Here is a 22,321-nt window from a genome sequence, read left to right on the forward strand (position 1 = left end):
GGACGTTACCCGCACACGGCGGGGGCGGCACGGGAACGGACGCAAGTGGGTGCGGGTGGGTGCGGAAAGGATGGCGTCACCGAGTGCTCACGCATGAACGCCGAGAGCGTCCACTACGCGCGCAGAACGCACAGCCGGCTCACAGAAATGTCCGACGTGCTCCACTAAGTCCCCGATGGCGCATGGCGGGATTGTGCCATGACTCAATCCCGTCTCGGTCAACTCTCCCCAAACATATGTCCCTTGGGTAAAGCTGAGCGGTCTCCCGGACCCGACATCCGGACGACCGCGGTCAGAACCGGTACATCTCCGGTTTCCGGCCGCGTCACCCACGGTCCTTTACCAACAAGGGATGCCGATGACCCCCGACCCTCACCGCGCCCCGATACCGGGCGTTAGACGCGTGGCCCGCACAGCGTTCGCCGCGGGTCTCGTGGCCGCGCTCTCCGCCGCCGGGCCGATACCCCTGGCCCTCGCCGCGGACCACACCCCCGCGGGGACCGACCCGACCGTCAAGTCCGCGAGCGCCAAGCTCGGTTCGGACGACGCCGACCTCCTCGCGGAGGCCAAGGCGGACGGCGCCAAGAACGTCACCATGATGATCGCGACGGCGCCCGGGCAGACCGAGCAGGTCACCAGGGAGCTGGACGCGGTGCGCGGCGGCTCCGTCGGCCGCAGCTACGACAAGCTCGGCTACGTCCGCGCCACCGTCCCGACCGCCAAGGCCGACTCGGCCATCGCGGCCGCCGCGAAGCTCTCCTCGGTGCACGCCATCGACCTGCGGCAGGAGATCCCCCTCGACGACCCGACGCCCAGCGCGGACACCGCCAAGAACACGTCGGGCAGGGCGACGACCGGCTACACCGGCCCGAACAGGAACACCCCCGCCGAGAACCCGTACAACCCCTCCTTCGAGACGGGCGCCGTCGACTTCGTCAAGGAGCACCCGAAGGCGGACGGCCGGGGCGTCACCATCGGCATCCTCGACTCGGGCGTGGACCTCGGCCACCCGGCGCTGCAGAAGACCACCACCGGCGAGCGCAAGATCGTCGACTGGGTGACCTCGACGGACCCGATCGTCGACAGCGACGCGACCTGGCGCCCGATGGTCACCGCGGTCTCCGGGCCCACCTTCTCCTACGGCGGCCAGACCTGGACGGCGCCGACGGGCTCGTACGAGATCAGCACCTTCAAGGAGTCCGCCACCGTCGGCGGCGACGAGAAGGGCGACCTCAACCGCGACGGCGACACCACCGACAGCTGGGGCGTGCTGTACGACCCGGCGGCCGGCACGGTCACCGTCGACCTGAACAACAACCACGACTTCAGCGACGACACGCCGATGAAGCCGTACAAGGACGGCTACCAGGTCGGCTACTTCGGCACCGACGACCCGAAGACGGACGTCGTCGAGCGTGTGCCGTTCGTCGTGCAGATCCGCAAGGACGTGCCGATGGACCCCTACGGCGGGTCCTGGGTCGGCAAGAAGGCCGACTTCGTCAACATCGGCGTCATCCAGTCCGAGCACGGCACCCACGTCGCGGGCATCACCTCCGCCAACGGCCTGTTCGGCGGCAAGATGAACGGCGCCGCCCCCGGCGCGAAGATCGTCTCGTCGCGCGCCTGCACCTGGACCGGCGGCTGCACCAACGTCGCGCTCACCGAGGGCATGATCGACCTCGTCGTCAACCGCGGCGTCGACATCGTCAACATGTCCATCGGCGGTCTCCCGGCGCTCAACGACGGCAACAACGCGCGCGCCGAGCTGTACACGCGCCTCATCGACACCTACGGCGTCCAGCTGGTCATCTCCGCGGGCAACTCCGGCCCCGGCGCCAACACCATCGGCGACCCGGGCCTCGCGGACAAGGTGATCTCGGTCGGGGCGGGCATCTCCAAGGAGACCTGGGCCGCCAACTACGGCTCGCAGGTGGACACGAAGTACCAGCTGATGCCGTTCTCCTCGCGCGGCCCCCGCGAGGACGGCGGCTTCACGCCGACCCTCGTCGCGCCCGGCGCCGCCATCAACACCACCCAGACCTGGCTGCCGGGCTCCCCGGTCGCCGAGGCGGGCTACTCGCTGCCGGCCGGCTACTCGATGCTCCAGGGCACCTCGATGGCGTCCCCGCAGGCCGCGGGCGCCTCGGCGCTGCTGCTGTCGGCGGCCAAGCAGAAGAACATCGACCTGTCGCCCGCGACGCTGCGCACGGCTCTGACCTCGACCGCGGACCACATCAAGGGTGCGCAGGCGTACGAGGAGGGCGCGGGCAGCATCAACATCGTCGACGCCTGGGACGCGATCCGCCACGACGCGACCGCCCACGACTACACCGTGAAGGCCCCGGTCGACACCGCGATCGACTACGCGCTGAAGACCCCGGGCTTCGGCACGGGCCTGTACGACCGCGAGGGCGGGCTGAAGGCCGGTGAGAAGAAGACGTACGACATCACGATCACCCGTACGTCCGGCCCGGACCAGGCGGTCCGCCACGAGCTGCACTTCGAGAACAACTACGGCGGCACCTTCCGGATCCTCGGCTCGGACGAGGTGAAGCTGCCGCTGAACCAGCCGGTGACCGTGAAGGTCCAGGCGGCTCCGAGCTCCGCGGGCGTCAAGAGCGCGATCCTGGAGGTCGACGACCCGAGGACCGAGGGCCTCGACAAGCAGATCCTCACCACGGTCGTGGTCTCCACGCCGGTCAAGTACACCTACTCCGCGTCGAGTTCGGTGCAGCGCAACAGCACCCGGTCGTACTTCCTGACCGTGCCCGCGGGCGCGAAGTCGCTGGAGGTCGCGATGAGCGGGCTGAAGGACAAGAGCCAGACCCGGTTCATCTCGATCCACCCGTACGGCGTTCCGGTCGACAACACCTCGACGCCCAACTGCTACAACAACTACTTCGACGGCAACGGCTGCAAGCCCGACGTGCGCTCGTACGCCGACCCGCAGGCCGGTGTCTGGGAGATCGAGGTCGAGGCGCGCCGTACCTCGCCGATGCTCGACAACCCCTACAAGCTGGACGTCACCGTCCTCGGCGCGGCCTTCGACCCGCAGACCGTGACCGTCCCCGAGGCCAAGGTCGGCACCCCGGCCACCGCCTCCTGGAAGGTGACCAACGGCTACGCGGCGCTGGACGGCAAGCTGGTCGGCGGCCCGCTCGGCTCCTCGAAGACGGCCCGTCCGTCCATCAAGGGCGGCGAGACCCAGACCAGCACGGTCGAGGTGCCCGCGGGCGCCACCTCGCTGGACGTGGCCATCGGCAATGTGTCCGACACGGCCGCGGACCTGGACCTCACGGTGTACGACGCGAGCGGCAAGCAGGTCGCGCAGTCGGCGGACGGCGACTCCGAGGAGTCGGTGCACATCGCCTCGCCCGCCGCCGGCACCTACACCGTCCAGGTCGTGGGCTACTCGGTCCCGTCCGGCTCGACGGCCTACGACTACCGAGACGTGTTCTTCTCCCCCGCCCTCGGCCAGGTCACGGTCGACGGCTCGGCGCCGGTGAAGCTCGGCACGGGTGACTCCGCGACGGTCTCCGGGTCGGTCACCGCGGCCGCGGCGGCCCCCGAGGGCCGGGAGTTCTTCGGCCAGGTCCAGCTGGTCGACGCGCGCGGCACGGTCGCGGGCGTGGGCAGCGTGAAGATCGAGAAGGTCACGCCGTAACCCTGCGGTCCCTGCCCGCGACGGGGGCGGGCGTCTGTCGCACCGCGACGGGCGCCCGCCCTTCGCCGTGGTACCGGCGAGGTGCGCGATGCGAGGCAGAGGCGTATGTCACACCGTCGTGTAAGCCGATCGGGTGGGGGCAGTGGGCGCGGCAGCACAGCTTGCGGCGCGGAGCCCTCATCTGGCGATTTTCTCCAGGTCAGCGGGGGTGGAAGCAGAACATCCGCAACCGCGGTCCGACCGAGCGCGTCCCATTCCTCGGGCGGACCGCGCAAAGAATTGGACAGCCGGGCCGGGGTCGGCCGCATGATGGAAAGGCCTCGGCCAGGCACTACGCACGCAGCACATACGCAGAGGGAGTCGCCGTGAGGGTCGGAATCGTCGGAGCCACCGGTCAGGTCGGCACGGTCATGCGCAGAATCCTCACGGAGCGCGACTTCCCGGTGACGCAGCTGCGCCTGTTCGCCTCGGCCCGCTCCGCGGGGACGGTCCTGGACGGCGTGACGGTGGAGGACGCGGCCACGGCCGACTACACCGGACTGGACATCGTGCTGTTCTCCGCGGGCGGCGCGACCTCGAAGGCGCTGGCCGAGAAGGTCGCCGCGCAGGGCGCCGTCGTGATCGACAACTCCTCCGCCTGGCGCAAGGACCCGGACGTGCCGCTGGTCGTCTCCGAGGTCAACCCGCACGCGGTGGTGAACCGCCCGAAGGGCATCATCGCCAACCCGAACTGCACGACGATGGCCGCGATGCCGGTGCTGAAGCCGCTGCACGAGGAGGCGGGCCTGGAGGCGCTCGTCGCCACCACCTACCAGGCGGTGTCGGGCTCGGGCCTCGCGGGCGTCGCGGAGCTGCACGGCCAGGCCCAGAAGGTGGTCGCCGACGCCGACAAGCTCACCCATGACGGCCGGGCGGTCGACTTCCCCGAGCCCCAGGTCTACAAGCGCCCGATCGCCTTCAACGTGGTGCCCTTCGCCGGCAACCTCGTCGACGACGGCCTGAACGAGACGGACGAGGAGCAGAAGCTCCGCAACGAGTCCCGCAAGATCCTGGAGATCCCCGGGCTGAAGGTCTCCGGCACCTGTGTGCGTGTCCCGGTCTTCTCCGGCCACTCCCTTCAGATCAACGCCCGCTTCGCCCGTCCGCTGTCGGTGGAGCGCGCCACCGAGCTGCTGGCCGGCGCGCCGGGCGTGGCGCTCTCCGACATCCCGACCCCGTTGCAGGCGGCCGGCCAGGACCCGTCGTACGTGGGCCGCATCCGCCGCGACGAGACGGTGGACAACGGGCTGGCGCTGTTCGTCTCCAGCGACAACCTCCGCAAGGGCGCGGCGCTGAACGCCGTGCAGATCGCCGAGCTGGTGGCGGCGGAGCTGTCCGAGTAACCGGCTCCCACGCCATAAGGGGCGCGCACCGCCGGGTGCGCGCCCCTTGCCTTTCCCGGCCCCGTGGTGGACCCCTCGGTCATCGCCCAACACCGTGGCGACATGGAAGGATGGCGCAACCCACACATAACGAGGAGATGACCGCGTGCCTGGCACAAACCTGACTCGCGCAGAGGCGCAGCAGCGGGCGAAGCTGCTCACCGTTGACTCGTACGAGATCGATCTCGACCTCTCCGGCGCGCAGGAGGGCGGCACCTACCGGTCCGTGACCACGGTGCGCTTCGACTCCCAGGAGAACGGCGCGGAGTCGTTCATCGACCTGGTCGCCCCGACGGTCCACGAGGTGACGCTCAACGGCGACGCCCTGGACCCGGCCGAGGTCTTCAAGGACTCGCGGATCGCCCTCCCCGGCCTCCTTCAGGGCCGCAACGTCCTGCGCGTGGTCGCCGACTGCGCCTACACCAACACCGGCGAGGGCCTGCACCGTTTCGTCGACCCCGTCGACGAGCAGGCGTACCTCTACACCCAGTTCGAGGTGCCCGACGCGCGGCGCGTGTTCGCCTCGTTCGAGCAGCCCGACCTGAAGGCCACCTTCCAGTTCACCGTGAAGGCGCCCACCGGCTGGACCGTCATCTCCAACTCGCCGGCTCCGGAGCCCGAGGACGACGTCTGGGTCTTCGAGCCGACGCCGCGGATCTCGACGTACATCACCGCGCTGATCGTCGGCCCGTACCACTCCGTGCACAGCGTCTACGAGAAGGACGGGCGCACCGTCCCGCTCGGCATCTACTGCCGGCCGTCGCTCGCGGAGTTCCTGGACGCCGACGCGATCTTCGAGGTGACCCGTCAGGGCTTCGACTGGTTCCAGGAGAAGTTCGACTACGCGTACCCGTTCAAGAAGTACGATCAGCTGTTCGTGCCGGAGTTCAACGCGGGCGCGATGGAGAACGCGGGCGCGGTCACCTTCCGCGACCAGTACGTCTTCCGCTCGAAGGTGACGGACGCGGCGTACGAGTCCCGGGCCGCCACGATCCTGCACGAGCTGGCCCACATGTGGTTCGGCGACCTGGTCACCATGGAGTGGTGGAACGACCTGTGGCTGAACGAGTCGTTCGCCACCTACGCCGAGGCCGCCTGTATGGCGTACCACCCCGAGAGCCGCTGGCCGCACTCCTGGACGACGTTCGCGAACTCCATGAAGACCTGGGCGTACCGGCAGGACCAGCTGCCGTCCACGCACCCGATCATGGCCGAGATCAACGACCTGGACGACGTCCTCGTCAACTTCGACGGCATCACGTACGCCAAGGGTGCCTCGGTCCTCAAGCAACTCGTCGCCTACGTCGGCATGGACGCGTTCTTCACGGGCGTGCAGGCGTACTTCAAGCAGCACGCGTTCGGCAACACACGCCTGTCCGACCTGCTGGGCGCCCTGGAGAAGACCTCCGGCCGGGATCTGAAGACCTGGTCGAGCAAGTGGCTGGAGACGGCGGGCATCAACGTCCTGCGTCCCGAGGTGGAGACGGACGCGGACGGGGTCATCACCTCCTTCGCCATCCGCCAGGAGGCCCCGGCGCTGCCGGCCGGCGCCAAGGGTGAGCCGACGCTGCGTCCGCACCGTATCGCCGTCGGCCTGTACGACCTCGACGCCGCCAGCGGCAAGCTGCTGCGCGCCGAGGACGGCCGGATCGAGCTGGACGTGGACGGCGAACTGACCGCCGTGCCGCAGCTGGCGGGCCGGCGCCGTCCGGACGTGATCCTGCTCAACGACGACGACCTGTCGTACGCCAAGGTCCGGCTGGACGAGCAGTCGCTCGCCTTCGTCACCGAGCACCTGGGCGACTTCGACTCCTCGCTGCCGCGCGCCCTGTGCTGGGCCTCGGCCTGGGACATGACGCGGGACGCCGAGCTCGCGGCCCGCGACTACCTCTCCCTGGTGCTGTCCGGCATCGCCAAGGAGTCGGACATCGGTGTCGTGCAGTCGCTGCACCGCCAGGTGAAGCTGGCGATCGACCTGTACGCCGACCCGTCCGCGCGCGAGGCGCTGCTGACCCGGTGGACCGAGGCGACGCTGGCCCATCTGCGGGCCGCCGAGCCGGGCAGCGACCACCAGCTGGCCTGGGCGCGCGCCTTCGCGGCGACCGCCCGTACGCCGGAGCAGCTGGACCTGCTGGAGGCGCTGCTGGAGGGTTCGCAGACGATCGAGGGCCTGGTCGTCGACACCGAGCTGCGCTGGGCGTTCGTTGAGCGGCTCGCGGCCGTGGGCCGCTTCGACGAACCGGAGATCGCGGGCGAGCTGACGCGGGACAAGACGGCGGCCGGTGAGCGGCACGCGGCCACCGCCCGCGCCGCCCGTCCGACCGCCGAGGCCAAGGCGGAGGCGTGGGCGTCGGTCATCGAGTCCGACAAGCTGCCCAACGCCGTGCAGGAGGCGGTGATCGGGGGCTTCGTGCAGACCGACCAGCGCGAGCTGCTCGCCCCGTACACCGACCGGTACTTCGAGGTGGTCAGGGACATCTGGGACTCCCGTTCCCACGAGATGGCCCAGCAGATCGTGATCGGCCACTACCCGGCGGTCCAGGTGTCCGAGGAGACGCTGGCGAAGACCGACGCGTGGCTGGCCGCCGCGGAGCCGCCCCCGGCGCTGCGCCGACTGATCATGGAGTCGCGCGCGGGCGTCGAGCGCGCGCTCCGGGCACAGGCCGCGGACGCGGCCGCCGCCCGGGCGTAGCGGCTGCCGCCCCGACCTGAGCGACGAGGGCGTCCGGCATCTGCCGGGCGCCCTCTGCCGTGCGCGTCCTGGGTCGCTCTCGTACGTGCTCAGTCGGCGGGGGCTGCCGCCCGTGGTACGCCGCTCCTCCGGGTGACGCCGGCCGGTGCGGTGGTCGCTGCGGCGGCTGCCGGTGCGGGGGTCGGGCGCTGGCCGAGGACCGTGGCCCCGAACGCCAGGGCCATCCCGGCGAGCTGGACGGGGGTGAGCGTCTGGCCGAGCGCCGCCCAGCCCAGGACGGCGGCGGTCAGCGGGGACAGCGGGCCGAGGAAGGTGACCTGGGTGGCGGTGAGCCGTCCGATGCCCCGGAACCACAGCCAGTACGCGACCGCGGTGTTCGCGAGCGCGAGGTAGAGATAGCCGCCGAGGGCCCGCCCGTCGAGCGCGGGCGGTGTCCCCTCGACAAGCAGCGCGATCGGTGCGATCAGCAGCCCGCCCGCGGTCAGCTGCCAGCCGGTGAGGGCGAGGGGGCCGACGCCGTCCGGGCGGCCCCAGCGCTTGGCGAGCACGGTGCCGGTGGACATGGAGGCCGCGGCGGCGAGCGCGGCGAGCACCCCGACCGGGTCGAGCGCGCCGGCCGCCTTCAGGACGACCAGGCTGACCCCGAGTGCCGCGGCGGCGCCCGTCAGCAGCGTGCGGACGGTCGGCCGCTCCGCGAGCAGCAGCGCCGAGAGTCCGGCCACGAAAAGCGGCCCGACCGATCCGACGACGGCCGCCATACCGCCGGGCAGCCGGTACGCGGACAGGAACAGCAGCGGGAAGAAGGCGCCGATGTTGAGCGCGCCCAGCACCGCCGCCTTCCACCACCAGGCGCCGCGCGGCAGCACCCGGCCGAGCGCGAGCAGCAGCAGTCCGGCGGGCAGCGCGCGCATCAGGCCGGTGAACAGCGGCCGCCCGTCCGGCAGGAACTCGGTGGTGACGGCGTAGGTCGTGCCCCAGGAGACGGGCGCGAGGCCGGTGAGCAGGACCGTGGCGTACCGCTTCATGAGACCCCCTTGTGGTTCGGCCCGGTGGGTCGGCTCAGCCCTCATTGGCTCAACACTAATTAACTTAGTACCAAGCTAATCAGCGTCAAGTCATTTGGCAGCGAGTTACTCAGCACCGACCCACTTGCTTGCAAGCGACCTGGAGACGGACGGATACTCTCCGCATGGACCAGACCCCCGGGGACCCCGTCGACGCGATCATCGGGCAGTGGGCCGCCGTGCGGCCGGACCTCGACACCGCCGCGATGGAGGTCTTCGGGCGGATCTTCCGGCTGTCGCGGGCGATGGGCGACCGGATGGAGAAGGCGTACGCCGACTACGGGATCTCCCGCGGGGAGTTCGACGTCCTGGCGACCCTGCGCCGCTCCGGTGAGCCCTACACGCTCTCGCCGCGTCGGCTGTCGGCCACCCTGATGCTCACCACGGGCGGCATGACCGGCCGTCTGGACAAGCTGGAGGCGGCCGGACTGCTGCGCCGCTCCCCCGACCCGCATGACCGGCGGGGTCTGCGGGTGACACTCACCGAGGAGGGGCTCCGGCTGATCGACGAGGCGGTCGGCGCGGGCCTGGCCGTCCAGGCGGAGGCCCTGACCGCCCTGAACGAACGGCAGACCAGCCAACTGGCCGAACTGCTGCGCCAGTTGCTGACCGTCACGGCCGGCTCGGGCCCGTCCAGCTGACCAGCGCCTCCTCGATCCGGTCCGCGTCGGGTGCCTCGGCCGCCCAGGCGACGTATCCGTCGGGCCGCACGAGTACGGCCGTACGGCGTCCGCTCGCCCAGTGCTCCACCGCGAGCCGGTCCTTGCGGCCGTGCGTCTGGACGCCGTCCGGGGCGATCAGCACGAACCTGCCGCCGCGCAAGGCCTCGTAGAGACGTCCGGTGGTCAGCGCGATGTCCGGGGCGCGCCGGCCGGTCAGCGGGTGGGCGCCGCGCGGGGCGGCGTAGCGGTATCCGAGGCCGGTGATCTGGCCGATCGCACGCCGCTGCACCGGGCCGACATGGTTGAGGAGGGCGACCAGCACGGCACGCAGGGCGAGGGTCCAGGGGCGCCGGGCCATCGCCATCCGGATGAGTCCGCCGCTGCTGCGCAGCACGGCCCTGCCCACCGGGTGGCGCTCGGACTCGTAGGTGTCGAGCAGCTCGGGGCCGGCGTGGCCGCCCAGGACGGCGGCCAGCTTCCAGGAGAGGTTCGCGGCGTCCTGGAGGCCGGTGTTCAGGCCCTGGCCGCCGGCCGGGCTGTGGACGTGCGCGGCGTCCCCGGCGAGCAGGACCCGGCCGACGCGGTAGACGGGCGCCTGGCGTTCGTCGCTGTGGAAGCGGGACATCCAGCGGGCGTCGCGCATGCCGTAGTCCCGGCCGAGCGCGAGGCGGACGGTCTCCCGGACCTCGTCGAGATCGATCGGCGCGGTGTCGGGCAGATCGCGGCCCCGGCGCCAGCCGATGACCCGGTAGTAGCCGTCGCCGAAGGGCGCGAGGAAGGCGAAGGCGTCACCGACGGCGTTGGCGGTGAGCACCTCCTCGGGCTTCTCGTCGAGCAGGACGTCGGCGAGGACCAGGGAACGGATCACGGACCGGCCGGGGAAGGGTAGGCCGATCGCCCGGCGGACGGCACTGTGCAGGCCGTCGGCGCCGACGGCGTACGCCGCGCGCAGCTGCCCGGGCTCGCCCCCGGCCCCGCGCACCTGGACGGTCACGCCGTCGGCGTCCTGAGCCAGTCCGGTGACCTCGGTGTCGTACACGAACCGCACCCCGGCCTCCGCCGCCCGTCGCTCCAGCACTCTCTCCACCTCGTACTGCGGGACGACGAGGATGTGGTTGAAGCGGGAGGGGATGCGGCTGAGCCGGATGGACAGCCGGTTGAAGAGCCGGAACTCGGAGAGTGCCTGTCCCCGCGCCTGAAGTTCGTCGGCGAGGCCGCGGGCGTCGAGCTGCTCCAGGGTGCGGGCGTGCACGCCGAAGGCGCGGGAGAGGTTGCTGATCCGGTGGGGTCGCTTCTCGACCAGGGTGACCGGGACGCCGGCGGTGGCGAGGTCACCCGAGAGGAGGAGGCCGGTGGGACCGGCGCCGACGACGATGACACCGGTGGCGGTGCCGTCGCCGGAAGCGGGGGTGCGGGTCTTGCCTGCCATGGCGACCTCCTGGTGCCAAGGGTCGTCGGCCGACGGACGCTTACGGCGTCCGCGGGTTGACGAGGGCGTGTCCGTACCGTTCGGTCGATGCCGCTTGCCCACTTGTAACACGTGGAGGGAGTCCACGCACCGGTGCGTGGACTCCCTCGACGGGACGTGCGGAAGGGCGGGACGGCCTACGGGCCCGGGACGGGACCGCGGCTGCCCGCAGGGGCTCAGCCCTGCTTGGCCTGCTTGCGGGTCTTGTCGGTGACCATGACGAGGCCCGCGATGACCGCGAACAGCACGATCGGCGCCGCGACGAACAGCCCCAGCGTCTCGGCCACACTCAGGCCCTTGCCGGGGTCATCGCCGTCGTCGCGCGTCAGCGCGAGCGCGGGGGACGACATGAGCAGCATCATCAGCGTCGTACCGGCGGCCAGGGCGCCGGCGCGCAGGGCGTTCTTCTTGTCCACGGTGCAAAAGTAGCGAACGCCCGGACAGGCCGCGCGCCCGGGGGTCCGCTAGTGCCCCGGGGGCCGTCGTCATCACCTGTCACGGCCTCACCCGGTCACCCCGGATTCCCGTCCTGGACGGTGTCCCCCTCCCGCACCACGTCCATCAGCGCGTGCAGCCGCGGGGCGGCCGCCAGTTCCTCCAGGGTGATCGGGCGCCCCTCGGCGTCCGCCATCGGCAGCCGCCAGTTGGGGTACTCGTCCCAGGTGCCCGGCAGGTTCTGCGGACGGCGGTCGCCCACCGCGTCCGGGAGCCAGACCCCGATCAGCCGGGCGGGTGTGCGCAGCAGGAACCGGTGGACGGCATGGACCTCCAGCTCCTCCGCGGCCGTGGGATCCCCGCCGCTGGTCCCCGTCAGCAGGCCGAGCCGGGTCAGCAGGGCGAGCCACTCGCGGGCGTCGGCGGCCGCCGCGGCGCGCTCCTGGTCCAGGGGGCGGGTCAGCAGACCGAGCCGGTCGCGCAGTTCCACGTGCTCGCCGGCGAGCCGGGCGGCGGTCGGCGGCAGGTCGTGGGTGGTGGCGGTGGCCAGGCAGTCCGCCCGCCAGCGTTCGGGCGGCAGCGGCTGCCCGGTGCCCTCCCAGTCCCGTTCGAACCACAGGACGGAGGTGCCGAGCACCCCGCGTTGGTGCAGCGTCTCCCGTACGCCCGGCTCCACCGTCCCGAGGTCCTCCCCGATGACCAGCGCCCCCGCGTGGGCGGCCTCCAGGACCAGCACGGCGAGCACGGCCTCGGCGTCGTAGCGGACGTAGGTCCCCTCCGTGGGCGGCTGCCCCTGCGGCACCCACCACAGCCGGAACAGGCCCATGACATGGTCGATGCGCAGGGCGCCCGCGTGCCGGAACAGGGCGCGCAGCAGCCGGCGGTAGGGGGCGTACCCGGAGGCGGCGAGACGGTCGGGGCGCCAGGGCGGCAGGCCCCAGTCCTGGCCGCGCGGGTTGAAGGCGTCCGGCGGGGCGCCCACCGAGATACCGGCCGCGAGGTGGTCCTGCTGTGCCCAGGCGTCGGCACCGCCCGGATGCACACCGACGGCGAGGTCGTGGATCAGCCCCACCGCCATCCCGGCGTCGCGCGCGGTGCGCTGGGCGGTGGCGAGCTGGGCGTCGGTCAGCCAGGCGAGCCAGGTGTGGAAGTCGACGCGGTCCATCAGCTCGGCACGGGCGCGGGCGGTCTCGGGCGAGCGCGGATCGCGCAGCCGGGCGGGCCAGGCGTGCCGGTCGGAGCCGTACACCTCGGCGAGCGCGCACCAGGTGGCGTAGTCCTCCAGCGCCTCGCCCTCCTCGGCGAGGAAGTCGGCGTACGCGGCCCGCCGACCGGGCCCGAGGGGCACGGCGTGCACGAGTTCGAGCGCCTCGCGCTTGAGGTCCCACACGGCGTCGCGGTCGATCAGCGCGCCCTTGTCGAGGACGGACTCCCGCAGCCGCGCGGCCCGCTCCAGCAGCGCCCGCAACCGGGCCTGGTCCTCGGCGTACGGGAACTCGGGGACGTCCTCGACGCGCAGATGCACGGGGTCCGGGTAGCGGCGCGAGGAGGGGCGGTAGGGGGAGGGATCCGCGGGCGGGCCGGGGACGGCCGCGTGCAACGGGTTGAGCTGGACGAATCCGGCGCCGAGCGTCCGGCCCGCCCATGCGGTCAGCTCGGTGAGGTCACCGAGGTCGCCCATGCCCCAGGAGCGGCGGGAGAGCAGGGAGTAGAGCTGGACGAGCAGTCCGAAGGAGCGCCCGGGCGGCTCGGGCAACCGGTCGGGCGCGGCGACGAGATGGGCCTCGGCGGTCCGTCCGTCGGGCGCGGTCACGTGCAGGGCATGGACCCCGGGCGGGAGTTGTGCGGCCGAGTCGCGTGCCTCCCCCTGCTCGGTCTCGACCCTCAGCCGGGTGCCCTCGGGGAGGGAGGCCAAGGCGGCCGGCGGGTGTCCGCCCCAGCCGACCACGGTGGGCGGCAGCAGGCGCCCACGCAGTTCGCTCTCGCGGGCGGCCAGGGCGTCCCGTACGGCGTCGGGAGTGCTCGCGTCGACGCCGAGCGCCGCGAGGGCGGCGGTGACCGCGGTGTCCGACGCCTGGGCCGTACGGTCCGGAGCGGGCTGGTAGGAGGTGGCGACGCCGTGCAGCGCGGCGAGCCGGGCCAGTGGCGTCCCGTCGCGCCCGGGGTCGGCCGGCGCCATCTAGAACCCCGTGGGATCCGGACCGGCGGCCAGGGGCTCGCTGGTCAGCGGCGTGGTGTCGGCGAGCGGGGGTTCGCTGGTGAGCGGTTCGGCGTCGGGCAGCGGCGGTTCACTGGTGAGCGGCGCCTCTGCGCAGGCGACCTCCGCGCTCAGGACGCACAACAGGGCGTCGGAGTCCTCGCGTTCGAAGACGCGTTTGGACAGAGCCGGAAGCGGGGGGTGTACCGGTACGGCCACGGGGGCCTCCTTGTCGTCGTACGACGGATGCGGGTGAGAAGTGGCCTACCCAGCGGGCGCGTCCGCAGACGTACGAGGACGGTCATCGTGCGTTTCGTCACAGACCGTACCCGCTTGTCCGGGGTCGGCGCACGCTCCTTCGCCCGGAAATTTCGCCGCTCACTATTCACTCAGTACATATAGTGAGTACATACTGATCTTCATGAGCACCCGTCACATCCTGCTCGGGCTGCTCGCCGCGGGGCCGAGTCATGGCTACGACCTCAAGCGGCGGCACGACGAGCGGTTCCCGCAGGCGCGGCCGCTGGCGTACGGGCAGGTCTACACGACGTTGCAGCGCCTGGTCCGCGACGGCCTGGCCGAGGTCGAGGGGACCGATTCCGACGGCGGCCCGGAACGCACGCTGTACCGCTCCACGAAGGCCGGCGCGCACGAACTGGCCCGCTGGGCCGGGGAGATCACCCCTCCCGCGCCCTTCGTCACGAACGAGATCTTCGCCAAGGTCGTCGTCGCGATCCTCGCGTCGGCGGACCCGGCCGCCTACCTCGCGGCGCAGCGCGACGCGCACAAGGCGCGGATGCGGGAGCTGACCGCGGTGAAGACCGCGCCGAGCGCCGATCTCGCGACCGTGCTCTCGGCGGACTACGCCCTCAACCACCTCGACGCCGACCTCCGCTGGATGACCACCACGGCGGCCCGGCTCACCACCCTGACCGCGGAGGTCGACACCGTATGACGCCACCCCTTCTGACCGGCCGTCATCTGCGCAAGGCGCACGGCTCCACCCCGGCGCTGCGCGGCGCCTCCGCCGAACTGCACGCGGGCGAGATCCTCGCGGTGACCGGGACCAGCGGCAGCGGCAAGTCCACGCTGCTGCACTGTCTCGCGGGGATCGTCCGCCCGGACTCGGGCACGGTCGAGTACGCGGGCGAACGCCTGGACGAGCTTCCGGAGACCCGGCTGAGCGAGCTGCGGCGCACGGAGTTCGGGGTGGTCTTCCAGTTCGGGCAGCTGATCCCCGAGCTGACCGCCGTCGACATGCGCGGGCCGTGTGCGCGAGCGCGGTCGTCCACCCTGCTCCTGCTGCTCGTGCCCGTGCTGGGCTTCCTCGCGCAGTGCGCCCGGATCGGCGCCGTGCACCGTGACCGGCGGCTGGCCCGGCTGCGGCTGGCCGGTGCCGCGCCCGGCCAGGTGCGGCGGATCGCCGCGCTGGAGGCCGGCCTCGCCTGTCTGGGGGGCTCGGTCCTCGCCACGGTCGTCGCCGTGCCGCTCCTGCTGCGGCTGTGGCCGGCCGCACCGGCCCTGCTGTGGGTGGTGAGCGCCCTGCTCACCGCGGCCGTGCCGGTGCTGGGCGCGCTGGTGAGCGTGGTGGCACTGCGGCGGGTGGTCGCGGAGCCGCTGGGCCGGGTGCGCCGGATGCGCCCGCGCGCCGGCCGGGGCCCCGGACCGCTGCTGCCGCTCGTGGCGTCGGGTGGTCGCCGGGATCCTCGTGGCACCGTCCTCCTACGGCGGCTTCGACACGGCCCCGGCGCTGGTGCTGTCCGTGGTGATCGGTACCGGGATGTGTGCCGTCTGGCTCAGCGGGGTCACCTCCCGGCGCATCGGCCGGCGGCTCGCGGAACGCACCGGCGACCCGGCGGTGCTGATCGCGGCCGAACGGCTGCGGGACGAGCCCTGGACCGCCGCCCGCACCCATGCGGCCGCCCGTGGTTCCGGGGCGGCCGGCCGAGCAGCGAGTGCCCCGACAGGCAACGTTCACCCCGTCGGCAAACGTTGCCTGCCGGGGCACTCGCCCCGGGGAACGCAGAAGCCCGGACCGTCAGGCGGAAATGCCGTCGATCCGGGCCAAGGCGTCGTCCGCGCCGTACGGCTGCAGATAGGGCAGCCAGCGCGGGTCCCTATGCCCGGTGCCGATGATGCGCCAGGCCAGGCCGGTCGGTGGTGCTGGTTTGTGACGAAGCCGCCAGCCGATCTCGAAGAGATGCCGGTCGGCCTTGACATGGTTGCAGCGGCGACAGGACGCCACCACGTTGTCCCAGACGTGCTGACCACCGCGGCTGCGCGGAATGACGTGGTCGACGCTGGTTGCGACGCCACCGCAGTACATGCACCGGCCGCCGTCGCGCGCGAAGAGCGCCCGACGGGTAAGAGGAACGGGCCCCCGGTAGGGAACCCGAACGAATCGCTTGAGCCGGACCACGCTGGGTGCGGGGACAGTGACGGTTGCGCTGTGCATGTAGGCGCCGGACTCCTCGAGGCATACGGCCTTGTTCTCGAGGACGAGGACGAGCGCGCGGCGGAGCGGTACGACGCCGAGTGGCTCGTACGACGCGTTGAGGACCAGGACGTGCGGCACGGATGCCTCCTTGTACGCCGGCGGCGCGTGGCTCGCGCCGGGACGATCTGCAGTCAGTCTCCCCTCATGCCTGGTGGAAGCGCCACCATGTCCCGGTAACGGGCTGGGAGTGTTTTCGACCACACCGGAAGCATCCCCCGTTGTGCGCCCCCTTACTTCCCCAGTGAGCACGGTCTCTCCTCGGCACATCGGCCGAATCCCCACACGATGCACCGTTAGTGTGGTGCCCCTGCCCTCCGGTGACCTTTCCGTGACCTCGGCCACGGAGACCGGAGGCGGACGCTGTATTGCACCTGGAGGTCCCACTCGTGTCCTTGCCCGCCCTATCGACTGCCGGCGCCATGCCGTCCCCGTCACCCTCGCAGACGACGACGCCGGCGGTACCCACGTTCCAGGACGCCCAGCAGAGCGCGACGAACGCCGCGAGCTGGGTCGAGCAGAACTGGTCCACGTGGCTCGCGATCGGTCTCAGGGTCGTACTGATCCTGGTGATCGCGGCGGTGCTGAGAGTGATGGTGCGGCGCGCGATAACCAAGCTGATCGACCGCATGAGCCGGACCGCCCAGGCGGTGGACGGCACGGCGCTGGGCGGTCTGCTGGTGAACGCGGAGCGCCGCAGGCAGCGCTCGCAGGCGATCGGCTCGGTGCTGCGCTCGGTGGCGTCGTTCCTCATCATGGGCACGGCGGCGCTGATGGTGCTGGCGTCCTTCCAGATCAATCTGGCGCCGCTGCTCGCCTCCGCCGGTGTCGCGGGTGTGGCGATCGGTTTCGGCGCGCGCAACCTGGTGACGGACTTTCTGTCCGGCGTGTTCATGATCCTGGAGGACCAGTACGGCGTAGGCGACGTCATCGACGCGGGTGTGGCCTCCGGAGAGGTGATCGAGGTCGGCCTGCGGGTGACGAAGCTGCGCGGCGACAGCGGCGAGATCTGGTACGTCCGCAACGGCGAGGTCAAGCGCATCGGCAACCTCTCCCAGGGCTGGGCGACGGCCGGGGTGGACGTGACCGTCCGCGCGAGCGAGAACCTGGACCGGGTGAAGGCGGCCCTCGACCAGGTGGCCGAGCGGATGAGCAAGGACGAGCCCTGGAACGAGCTGCTGTGGGGCCCGATCGAGGTGCTCGGCCTGGACAGCGTGCTGCTGGACTCGATGGTGATCCGGCTCAGCGCGAAGACGATGCCGGGCAAGGCGCTGACGGTGGAGCGCGAGCTGCGCTGGCGCGTCAAGCGGGCCTTCGACGAGGCGGACATCCGCATCGTGGGCGGCGCCACGGCCCCGGTGGAAGAGGTGGTGACGCCCGACCCGACGGCCACGACGGCGGCCCCGTCGGTGTATGCGAACACCGCCTCGCCCCAGTCGGAGGCGGCGACCCCGATCCCGCCGGTCCGGCCGCCGGCGAAGTAGCGGTCGTACGTACGCCAGGAGGCGGTTCCCGAAGCATCCGGGAGCCGCCTCCTGGCGCGTTCAGGTAACGACTTGATTGCCGCCCGTGGCGGTATTGACGCCCCCACGACACCGGGCCTACTTTCCTCTCACCAATTGGAAACTTTCCTAACAGTGATCTACGAAGGACCTCCCGGCCAGGGACGGGCCCCGGCGACGATCACCCGGTGGACTTCCCGACGGCCCCGCTGAGAAGCTGGTGCATTGAAAGGCAGGTGGCGACACACATGGCAGGATCCGCCGGTACGCCGGGCACCCCGCGTGTGCTGCGCGCCATGAACGACCGCGCCGCCCTCGACCTGCTCCTGGAGCACGGCCCGCTCAGCCGCACCCGGATCGGCAAGCTCACCGGCCTGTCGAAGCCCACCGCCTCCCAGCTCCTCGCCCGCCTCGAAGCCGCCGGGCTGGTCCTGATGACCGGCACCAGCGAGGGCCGCCCCGGCCCCAACGCCCAGCTGTACGTGGTGAACCCGGCCGCCGCCCATGTCGCCGGCCTCGATGTCACCCCCGAGCGCATCCTCGCCGCCGTCGCCGACGTCACCGGCAGAACGGTCGGCGAGTTCGAACTGCCCACCCCCGGCCGCCGCCCGGCGCAGCCCGTCGTCCAGCAGGTCACCGACGCCCTCGGCGGCGCCGTGAAGGCCGCCGGGCTCGCCGTCGCCGACGTCCACCGGGTCGTCATCGGCACCCCCGGCGCCTTCGATCCCACCACCGGCCGCCTCCGCTACGCCTCCCACCTGCCCGGCTGGCACTCCCCCTCGCTGCTCGACGAACTCGCCGCCGCCCTGCCGATGCCCGTCGAGTACGAGAACGACGTCAACCTCGTCGCGCTCGCCGAGCAGCGGCTGGGCGCGGCCCGGGGCCACGGCGACTTCGTCCTGCTGTGGAACGAGGGCGGCCTCGGCGCCGCCCTCGTGCTCGGCGGACGGCTGCACCGAGGCTGGACCGGCGGCGCCGGCGAGGTCGGCTTCCTGCCGGTGCCCGGCGCACCCCTGGTCCGCCAGGTGACCCGGGCCAACAGCGGCGGCTACCAGGAACTGGCCGGCTCCCAGGCGCTGCCCGGACTGGCCCGCGAACTCGGCATCGAGGACGTGCCCACCGGCCCGCACACCGAGGTCGCGGCCACCCTCGTCACCCTGGGCGCCGACCATGCCTCGGGCGCTCACCGGCGCCTGCTCCAGACGTACGCGACCCGGCTCGCCACGGGTCTCGCCGCGCTCGTCTCCGTGCTCGACCCCGAACTCGTGGTCCTCAGCGGCACCTCGCTCACCGCGGGCGGCGAGCCGCTGCGGGCCCTGCTCCAGGCCGAACTGGAGGAGCTGGCCGCGTCCCGGCCGCGCCTCGTCGTCGGCGACGTACGCCAACACCCCGTGCTGCGCGGCGCGCTGGAGAGCGCGCTCGCGACCACCCGCGACGAGGTCTTCGACACCTCGCGCTGAGCAACCCGCACCTCACCCGGCCCCGACACCCGGCCCCGACACCCGCCCCGGTCGCCTCACATCCGCCCGCCCCAGGGAGATCCTGTCATGCCCGAAGTGATCCGAAAAGCGGCTTTTGCCCTGACTGCATCCGTCGCCCTGCTCACCACCGCCTGCACCGGCCAGTCCTCCTCCGGCGCGAACGACGACGCGTCCAAGGAGACCACCATCAACTTCTGGCACGCCTGGAGCGCGCCCTCCGAGACCAAGGCCGTGAACGCGCTGATCTCGGGGTTCGAGAAGGCGCATCCCAACATCCATGTCAACGTCGTCGCCAACATGACCGACGACAAGATCAACCAGGCGCTGCGCTCCGGCGGCGACAAGGCGCCCGACGTCATCTCCTCCTTCACCACGAACAACGTGGGCAAGTTCTGCTCGTCCGGGGCCCTGGTCGATCTGAACCCGTTCTTCAAGAAGTCGGGCATCGACCCGGCCACGACCTTCCCGAAGCCGATGAACGAGTACACCCAGTTCGACGGCAACCGCTGCACGGTGCCGCTGCTGGGCGACGCCTACGGGCTCTACTACAACAAGACCGCCTTCAAGAAGGCGGGCATCGCCGGCCCGCCCAAGACCTGGTCCGAGTTCGAGACCGACGCGAAGAAGCTCACGATCCCCGAGGGCGACGGCTACGAGCAGGTCGGGTTCATGCCGGACTACCACGGCTGGGAGACCACCACCGAGCACTACTTCGCGCAGTTCTCCCCGACGTACTTCGACGCGCAGGGCAAGTCGAACCTCGCCAAGGACCCGGCGTTCACCCAGGGCTTCACCCTGCAGAAGAAGCTCGTGGACGAACTGGGCGGCTTCCAGAAGCTGGAGAAGTACCGCTCGAAGCTCGGTGACGAGTGGGGCCCGAAACACCCCTTCCACACCGGTCAGGTCGCCATGCAGCTCGACGGCGAGTGGCGCCTGGGCATGGCCCTGGACGCGGGGGCGAAGTTCGACATAGGGGTGGCCCCGCTGCCCGTGCCCGACGACCAGGCGTCCCAGTACGGCAAGGGCTACATCACCGGGACGATCGCCGGCATCGCCGCCACCAGCAAGAAGCAGAACGCGGCCTGGGAACTGGTGAAGTACATGACCACGGACACGGACGCGGTGGTCGGCTTCGCCAACGACATCCACAACGTGCCCTCCACCCTGGCCGCGCTGAAGTCCCCCAAGCTGAAGTACGACCCGCGCTTCAAGACGTTCCTGGACATCGCGGCCAACCCCGACTCCACGACGACGCCCGCCTCCATCAACGGCGGCCAGTACCTCGTGACCATCCAGCAGCTCGGCTACGACTACGAGAGCGGCAAGGCCAAGGACCTCAAGGCGGGCCTGGCGAGCACGGCCCGGCAGATCGACACGGACATCGCGCAGGCGAAGTGACGATGACCGCCCTCACCCTCGCGTCCAAACGCCGCCGGGCGGCCCTGCGCACGGCCGCCTTCATGTCGCCCTGGCTGATCGGCTTCGCGGTCTTCTTCGCGTATCCGCTGGTCTCGACGGTCTACTTCTCCTTCATGCACTACGACGGCTTCCGGCCGCCGACCTGGAGCGGGACGAAGAACTGGGCGTACGTCTTCCGGGACTACCCCCTGTTCTGGCCGGCGCTGCGCAACACCCTGTGGCTCGTGGTCGTCGCGGTCAGTCTGCGGGTCGTCTTCGGACTCGGCGTGGGCCTGCTCATCACCAAGATCAAGACGGCTACGGGTGTCTTCCGCACCCTCTTCTACCTGCCCTACCTCGCCCCGCCCGTGGCCGCCACCATGGCCTTCGCCTTCCTGCTGAACCCCGGTACCGGACCGGTCAACTCGATCCTCGACAAGATCGGCATCCCGGCGCCGGGCTGGTTCAACGACCCCGCCTGGTCCAAGCCCGCTCTCACCCTGCTCGCCCTGTGGGGAGTCGGCGACCTGATGGTCATCTTCATGGCCGCGCTGCTGGACGTGCCGAAGGAGCAGTACGAGGCGGCCGAGCTGGACGGTGCGTCGGCATGGCAGCGTTTCCGCTACGTCACCCTGCCGAACATCTCCCCCATCGTGATGTTCGCCGTGGTCACCGGCGTGATCCAGACCATGCAGTACTACACGCAGCCGCTGATCGCGGGGAAGGTCGCCTCGGGCGTCATCCAGGGCGCCGGCACCCAGTTCGAGCCGGGCTACCCCGACAAGTCCACGCTCACCCTGCCCCAGCTCGTCTACAACCTCGGCTTCCAGCGCTTCGACTACGGCTCCGCCTGTGTGGTCGCGCTCGTGCTCTTCGCCCTGTCGATGGTGTTCACCGCGTTCCTGATGCGGCGCCGGGGCGGCCTCAACCTGGCAGGTGACTGACCATGACCCAAGTACTCGACCGGCCCGCGGAGTTGAGAGAGGCCGCCTCGCCCGCCGCACGCACCGCCCGCCGCAAGGCGCTGCTGGAGTGGATCGCGGTCCACTCCCTCGGCGTGGCCACCGCGCTCTTCTTCACCCTGCCCTTCGTGTTCGTGTTCCTGACCTCGCTGATGAGCGACAGCCAGGCGCTCAGCCGCGATCTGATCCCGCACACCTGGGAGTGGGGCAACTACAGGAAGGTCTTCGACACGCCCGGCTTCCTGACCTGGTGGAAGAACACCCTCATCTATGCGGGCCTGGGCACCGTCCTGACCGTCGTGTCGTCGATCCCGGTCGCCTACGCCCTCGCCAAGTTCCGTTTCCGGGGCCGCAATCTGTCCCTGATGCTGGTGATCTCGATGATGATGCTGCCGCCGCAGGTGATCATCATCCCGATGTATCTGTTCTGGGCCAAGCAGCTGGACCTGTCCGGCACGCTGTGGCCGCTGATCATCCCGATGGCGTTCGGCGACGCGTTCTCCATCTTCCTGCTGCGCCAGTTCCTGATGACCGTCCCGAACGAGTACCTGGACGCGGCGAAGGTCGACGGCTGCGGCGACCTGCGGACCCTGCTCAGGGTCGTCCTGCCCATGGCACGGCCGGGCATCGCCGCCGTCGCGCTCTTCCAGTTCTTCTACGCCTGGAACGACTACTTCGGGCCGCAGATCTACGCCTCGGAGAACCCGGCCGCGTGGACGCTCAGTTACGGCCTGGAGTCGTTCAAGGGCGCGCACCACACCGACTGGAACCTCACCATGGCCGCCACCGTGCTGGTCATGGCCCCCGTGATCCTCGTGTTCTTCTTCGCCCAGAAGGCGTTCGTCGAGGGTGTCACGCTCACCGGAGTGAAGGGCTAGAAC

At 71.2% G+C, this 22,321-nt stretch carries 16 protein-coding genes and 1 pseudogene; 11 read left to right on the forward strand and 6 right to left on the reverse strand.

The features are described from left to right. The first annotated feature begins 358 nt into the window (after window positions 1–358). From ACFYX0_RS05965 to pepN, 3 genes are all read left to right on the forward strand, one after another. Window positions 359–3,664, forward strand: a complete 3,306-nt coding sequence (locus tag ACFYX0_RS05965) for a S8 family serine peptidase (RefSeq protein WP_388967014.1) — start codon at window positions 359–361, stop codon at window positions 3,662–3,664. Between the two features lie 365 nt (window positions 3,665–4,029). Continuing rightward, on the forward strand, window positions 4,030–5,046 hold the full coding sequence (locus ACFYX0_RS05970) for an aspartate-semialdehyde dehydrogenase (RefSeq protein WP_355912171.1): 1,017 nt from the start codon (window positions 4,030–4,032) through the stop codon (window positions 5,044–5,046). A gap of 145 nt (window positions 5,047–5,191) precedes the next feature. After that, complete coding sequence (gene pepN, locus ACFYX0_RS05975; protein WP_388966793.1) at window positions 5,192–7,777, forward strand: aminopeptidase N; 2,586 nt, start codon at window positions 5,192–5,194, stop codon at window positions 7,775–7,777. 89 nt (window positions 7,778–7,866) lie between these two features. Here the strand turns inward: pepN and ACFYX0_RS05980 are convergent, their stop codons facing one another. Further along, window positions 7,867–8,802, reverse strand: coding sequence for an EamA family transporter (locus tag ACFYX0_RS05980; RefSeq protein ID WP_355912177.1), 936 nt, complete (start codon window positions 8,800–8,802; stop codon window positions 7,867–7,869). A gap of 164 nt (window positions 8,803–8,966) precedes the next feature. Between ACFYX0_RS05980 and ACFYX0_RS05985 the strand changes: the two genes are divergently transcribed. Further along, entirely contained in the window at window positions 8,967–9,482 is a 516-nt protein-coding gene (locus ACFYX0_RS05985) for a MarR family winged helix-turn-helix transcriptional regulator (RefSeq protein ID WP_388966796.1), read from the forward strand. Here the strand turns inward: ACFYX0_RS05985 and ACFYX0_RS05990 are convergent. From ACFYX0_RS05990 to ACFYX0_RS06005, 4 genes are all read right to left on the reverse strand, one after another. Further along, window positions 9,454–10,932, reverse strand: coding sequence for an FAD-dependent monooxygenase (locus tag ACFYX0_RS05990; protein WP_388966799.1), 1,479 nt, complete (start codon window positions 10,930–10,932; stop codon window positions 9,454–9,456). The two genes, ACFYX0_RS05985 and ACFYX0_RS05990, sit on opposite strands and share 29 nt — an antisense overlap. A 215-nt stretch (window positions 10,933–11,147) precedes the next feature. Next, window positions 11,148–11,387, reverse strand: a complete 240-nt coding sequence (locus tag ACFYX0_RS05995; protein ID WP_388966802.1) for a hypothetical protein — start codon at window positions 11,385–11,387, stop codon at window positions 11,148–11,150. A gap of 95 nt (window positions 11,388–11,482) precedes the next feature. Beyond that, window positions 11,483–13,585 (reverse strand): 4-alpha-glucanotransferase, encoded by a 2,103-nt coding sequence (malQ, locus tag ACFYX0_RS06000; protein WP_388966805.1) that lies wholly within the window; start codon window positions 13,583–13,585, stop codon window positions 11,483–11,485. Next, complete coding sequence (locus tag ACFYX0_RS06005; RefSeq protein WP_311697031.1) at window positions 13,586–13,822, reverse strand: hypothetical protein; 237 nt, start codon at window positions 13,820–13,822, stop codon at window positions 13,586–13,588. It abuts the gene before it with no gap. 202 nt (window positions 13,823–14,024) lie between these two features. Between ACFYX0_RS06005 and ACFYX0_RS06010 the strand changes: the two genes are divergently transcribed. Both ACFYX0_RS06010 and ACFYX0_RS06015 read left to right on the forward strand, forming a co-directional pair. After that, window positions 14,025–14,558 carry a PadR family transcriptional regulator gene (locus ACFYX0_RS06010; protein ID WP_388966808.1) on the forward strand — a complete coding sequence of 178 codons (534 nt, stop codon included), beginning with the start codon at window positions 14,025–14,027 and terminating at the stop codon, window positions 14,556–14,558. Continuing rightward, window positions 14,555–15,040 (forward strand): annotated as a pseudogene (locus ACFYX0_RS06015) (ATP-binding cassette domain-containing protein); the annotation flags it as partial. The gene ACFYX0_RS06010 and the pseudogene ACFYX0_RS06015, both read left to right, overlap by 4 nt. Window positions 15,041–15,641: 601 nt before the next feature. Here the strand turns inward: ACFYX0_RS06015 and ACFYX0_RS06020 are convergent. After that, window positions 15,642–16,178 (reverse strand): HNH endonuclease, encoded by a 537-nt coding sequence (locus ACFYX0_RS06020; RefSeq protein ID WP_234515622.1) that lies wholly within the window; start codon window positions 16,176–16,178, stop codon window positions 15,642–15,644. A gap of 341 nt (window positions 16,179–16,519) precedes the next feature. On the opposite strand from ACFYX0_RS06020, the gene ACFYX0_RS06025 reads away from it, so the two are divergent. The 5 genes from ACFYX0_RS06025 (at window position 16,520) to ACFYX0_RS06045 (ending at window position 22,318) form a co-directional block, all read left to right on the forward strand. After that, window positions 16,520–17,581, forward strand: a complete 1,062-nt coding sequence (locus ACFYX0_RS06025) for a mechanosensitive ion channel family protein (protein WP_388966810.1) — start codon at window positions 16,520–16,522, stop codon at window positions 17,579–17,581. Window positions 17,582–17,847: 266 nt separating this feature from the next. Continuing rightward, window positions 17,848–19,059, forward strand: a complete 1,212-nt coding sequence (locus ACFYX0_RS06030; protein WP_388966813.1) for an ROK family protein — start codon at window positions 17,848–17,850, stop codon at window positions 19,057–19,059. 87 nt (window positions 19,060–19,146) lie between these two features. Next, window positions 19,147–20,478, forward strand: coding sequence for an ABC transporter substrate-binding protein (locus ACFYX0_RS06035; RefSeq protein ID WP_388966816.1), 1,332 nt, complete (start codon window positions 19,147–19,149; stop codon window positions 20,476–20,478). 2 nt (window positions 20,479–20,480) lie between these two features. Then, window positions 20,481–21,422, forward strand: coding sequence for a carbohydrate ABC transporter permease (locus ACFYX0_RS06040; protein ID WP_388966819.1), 942 nt, complete (start codon window positions 20,481–20,483; stop codon window positions 21,420–21,422). A gap of 2 nt (window positions 21,423–21,424) precedes the next feature. Continuing rightward, complete coding sequence (locus tag ACFYX0_RS06045; protein WP_388966822.1) at window positions 21,425–22,318, forward strand: carbohydrate ABC transporter permease; 894 nt, start codon at window positions 21,425–21,427, stop codon at window positions 22,316–22,318. Window positions 22,319–22,321: the final 3 nt, after the last annotated feature.

The organism is Streptomyces sp. NPDC002573, assembly GCF_042889625.1.
In the GTDB taxonomy this organism is placed as follows: domain Bacteria; phylum Actinomycetota; class Actinomycetes; order Streptomycetales; family Streptomycetaceae; genus Streptomyces; species Streptomyces gibsoniae.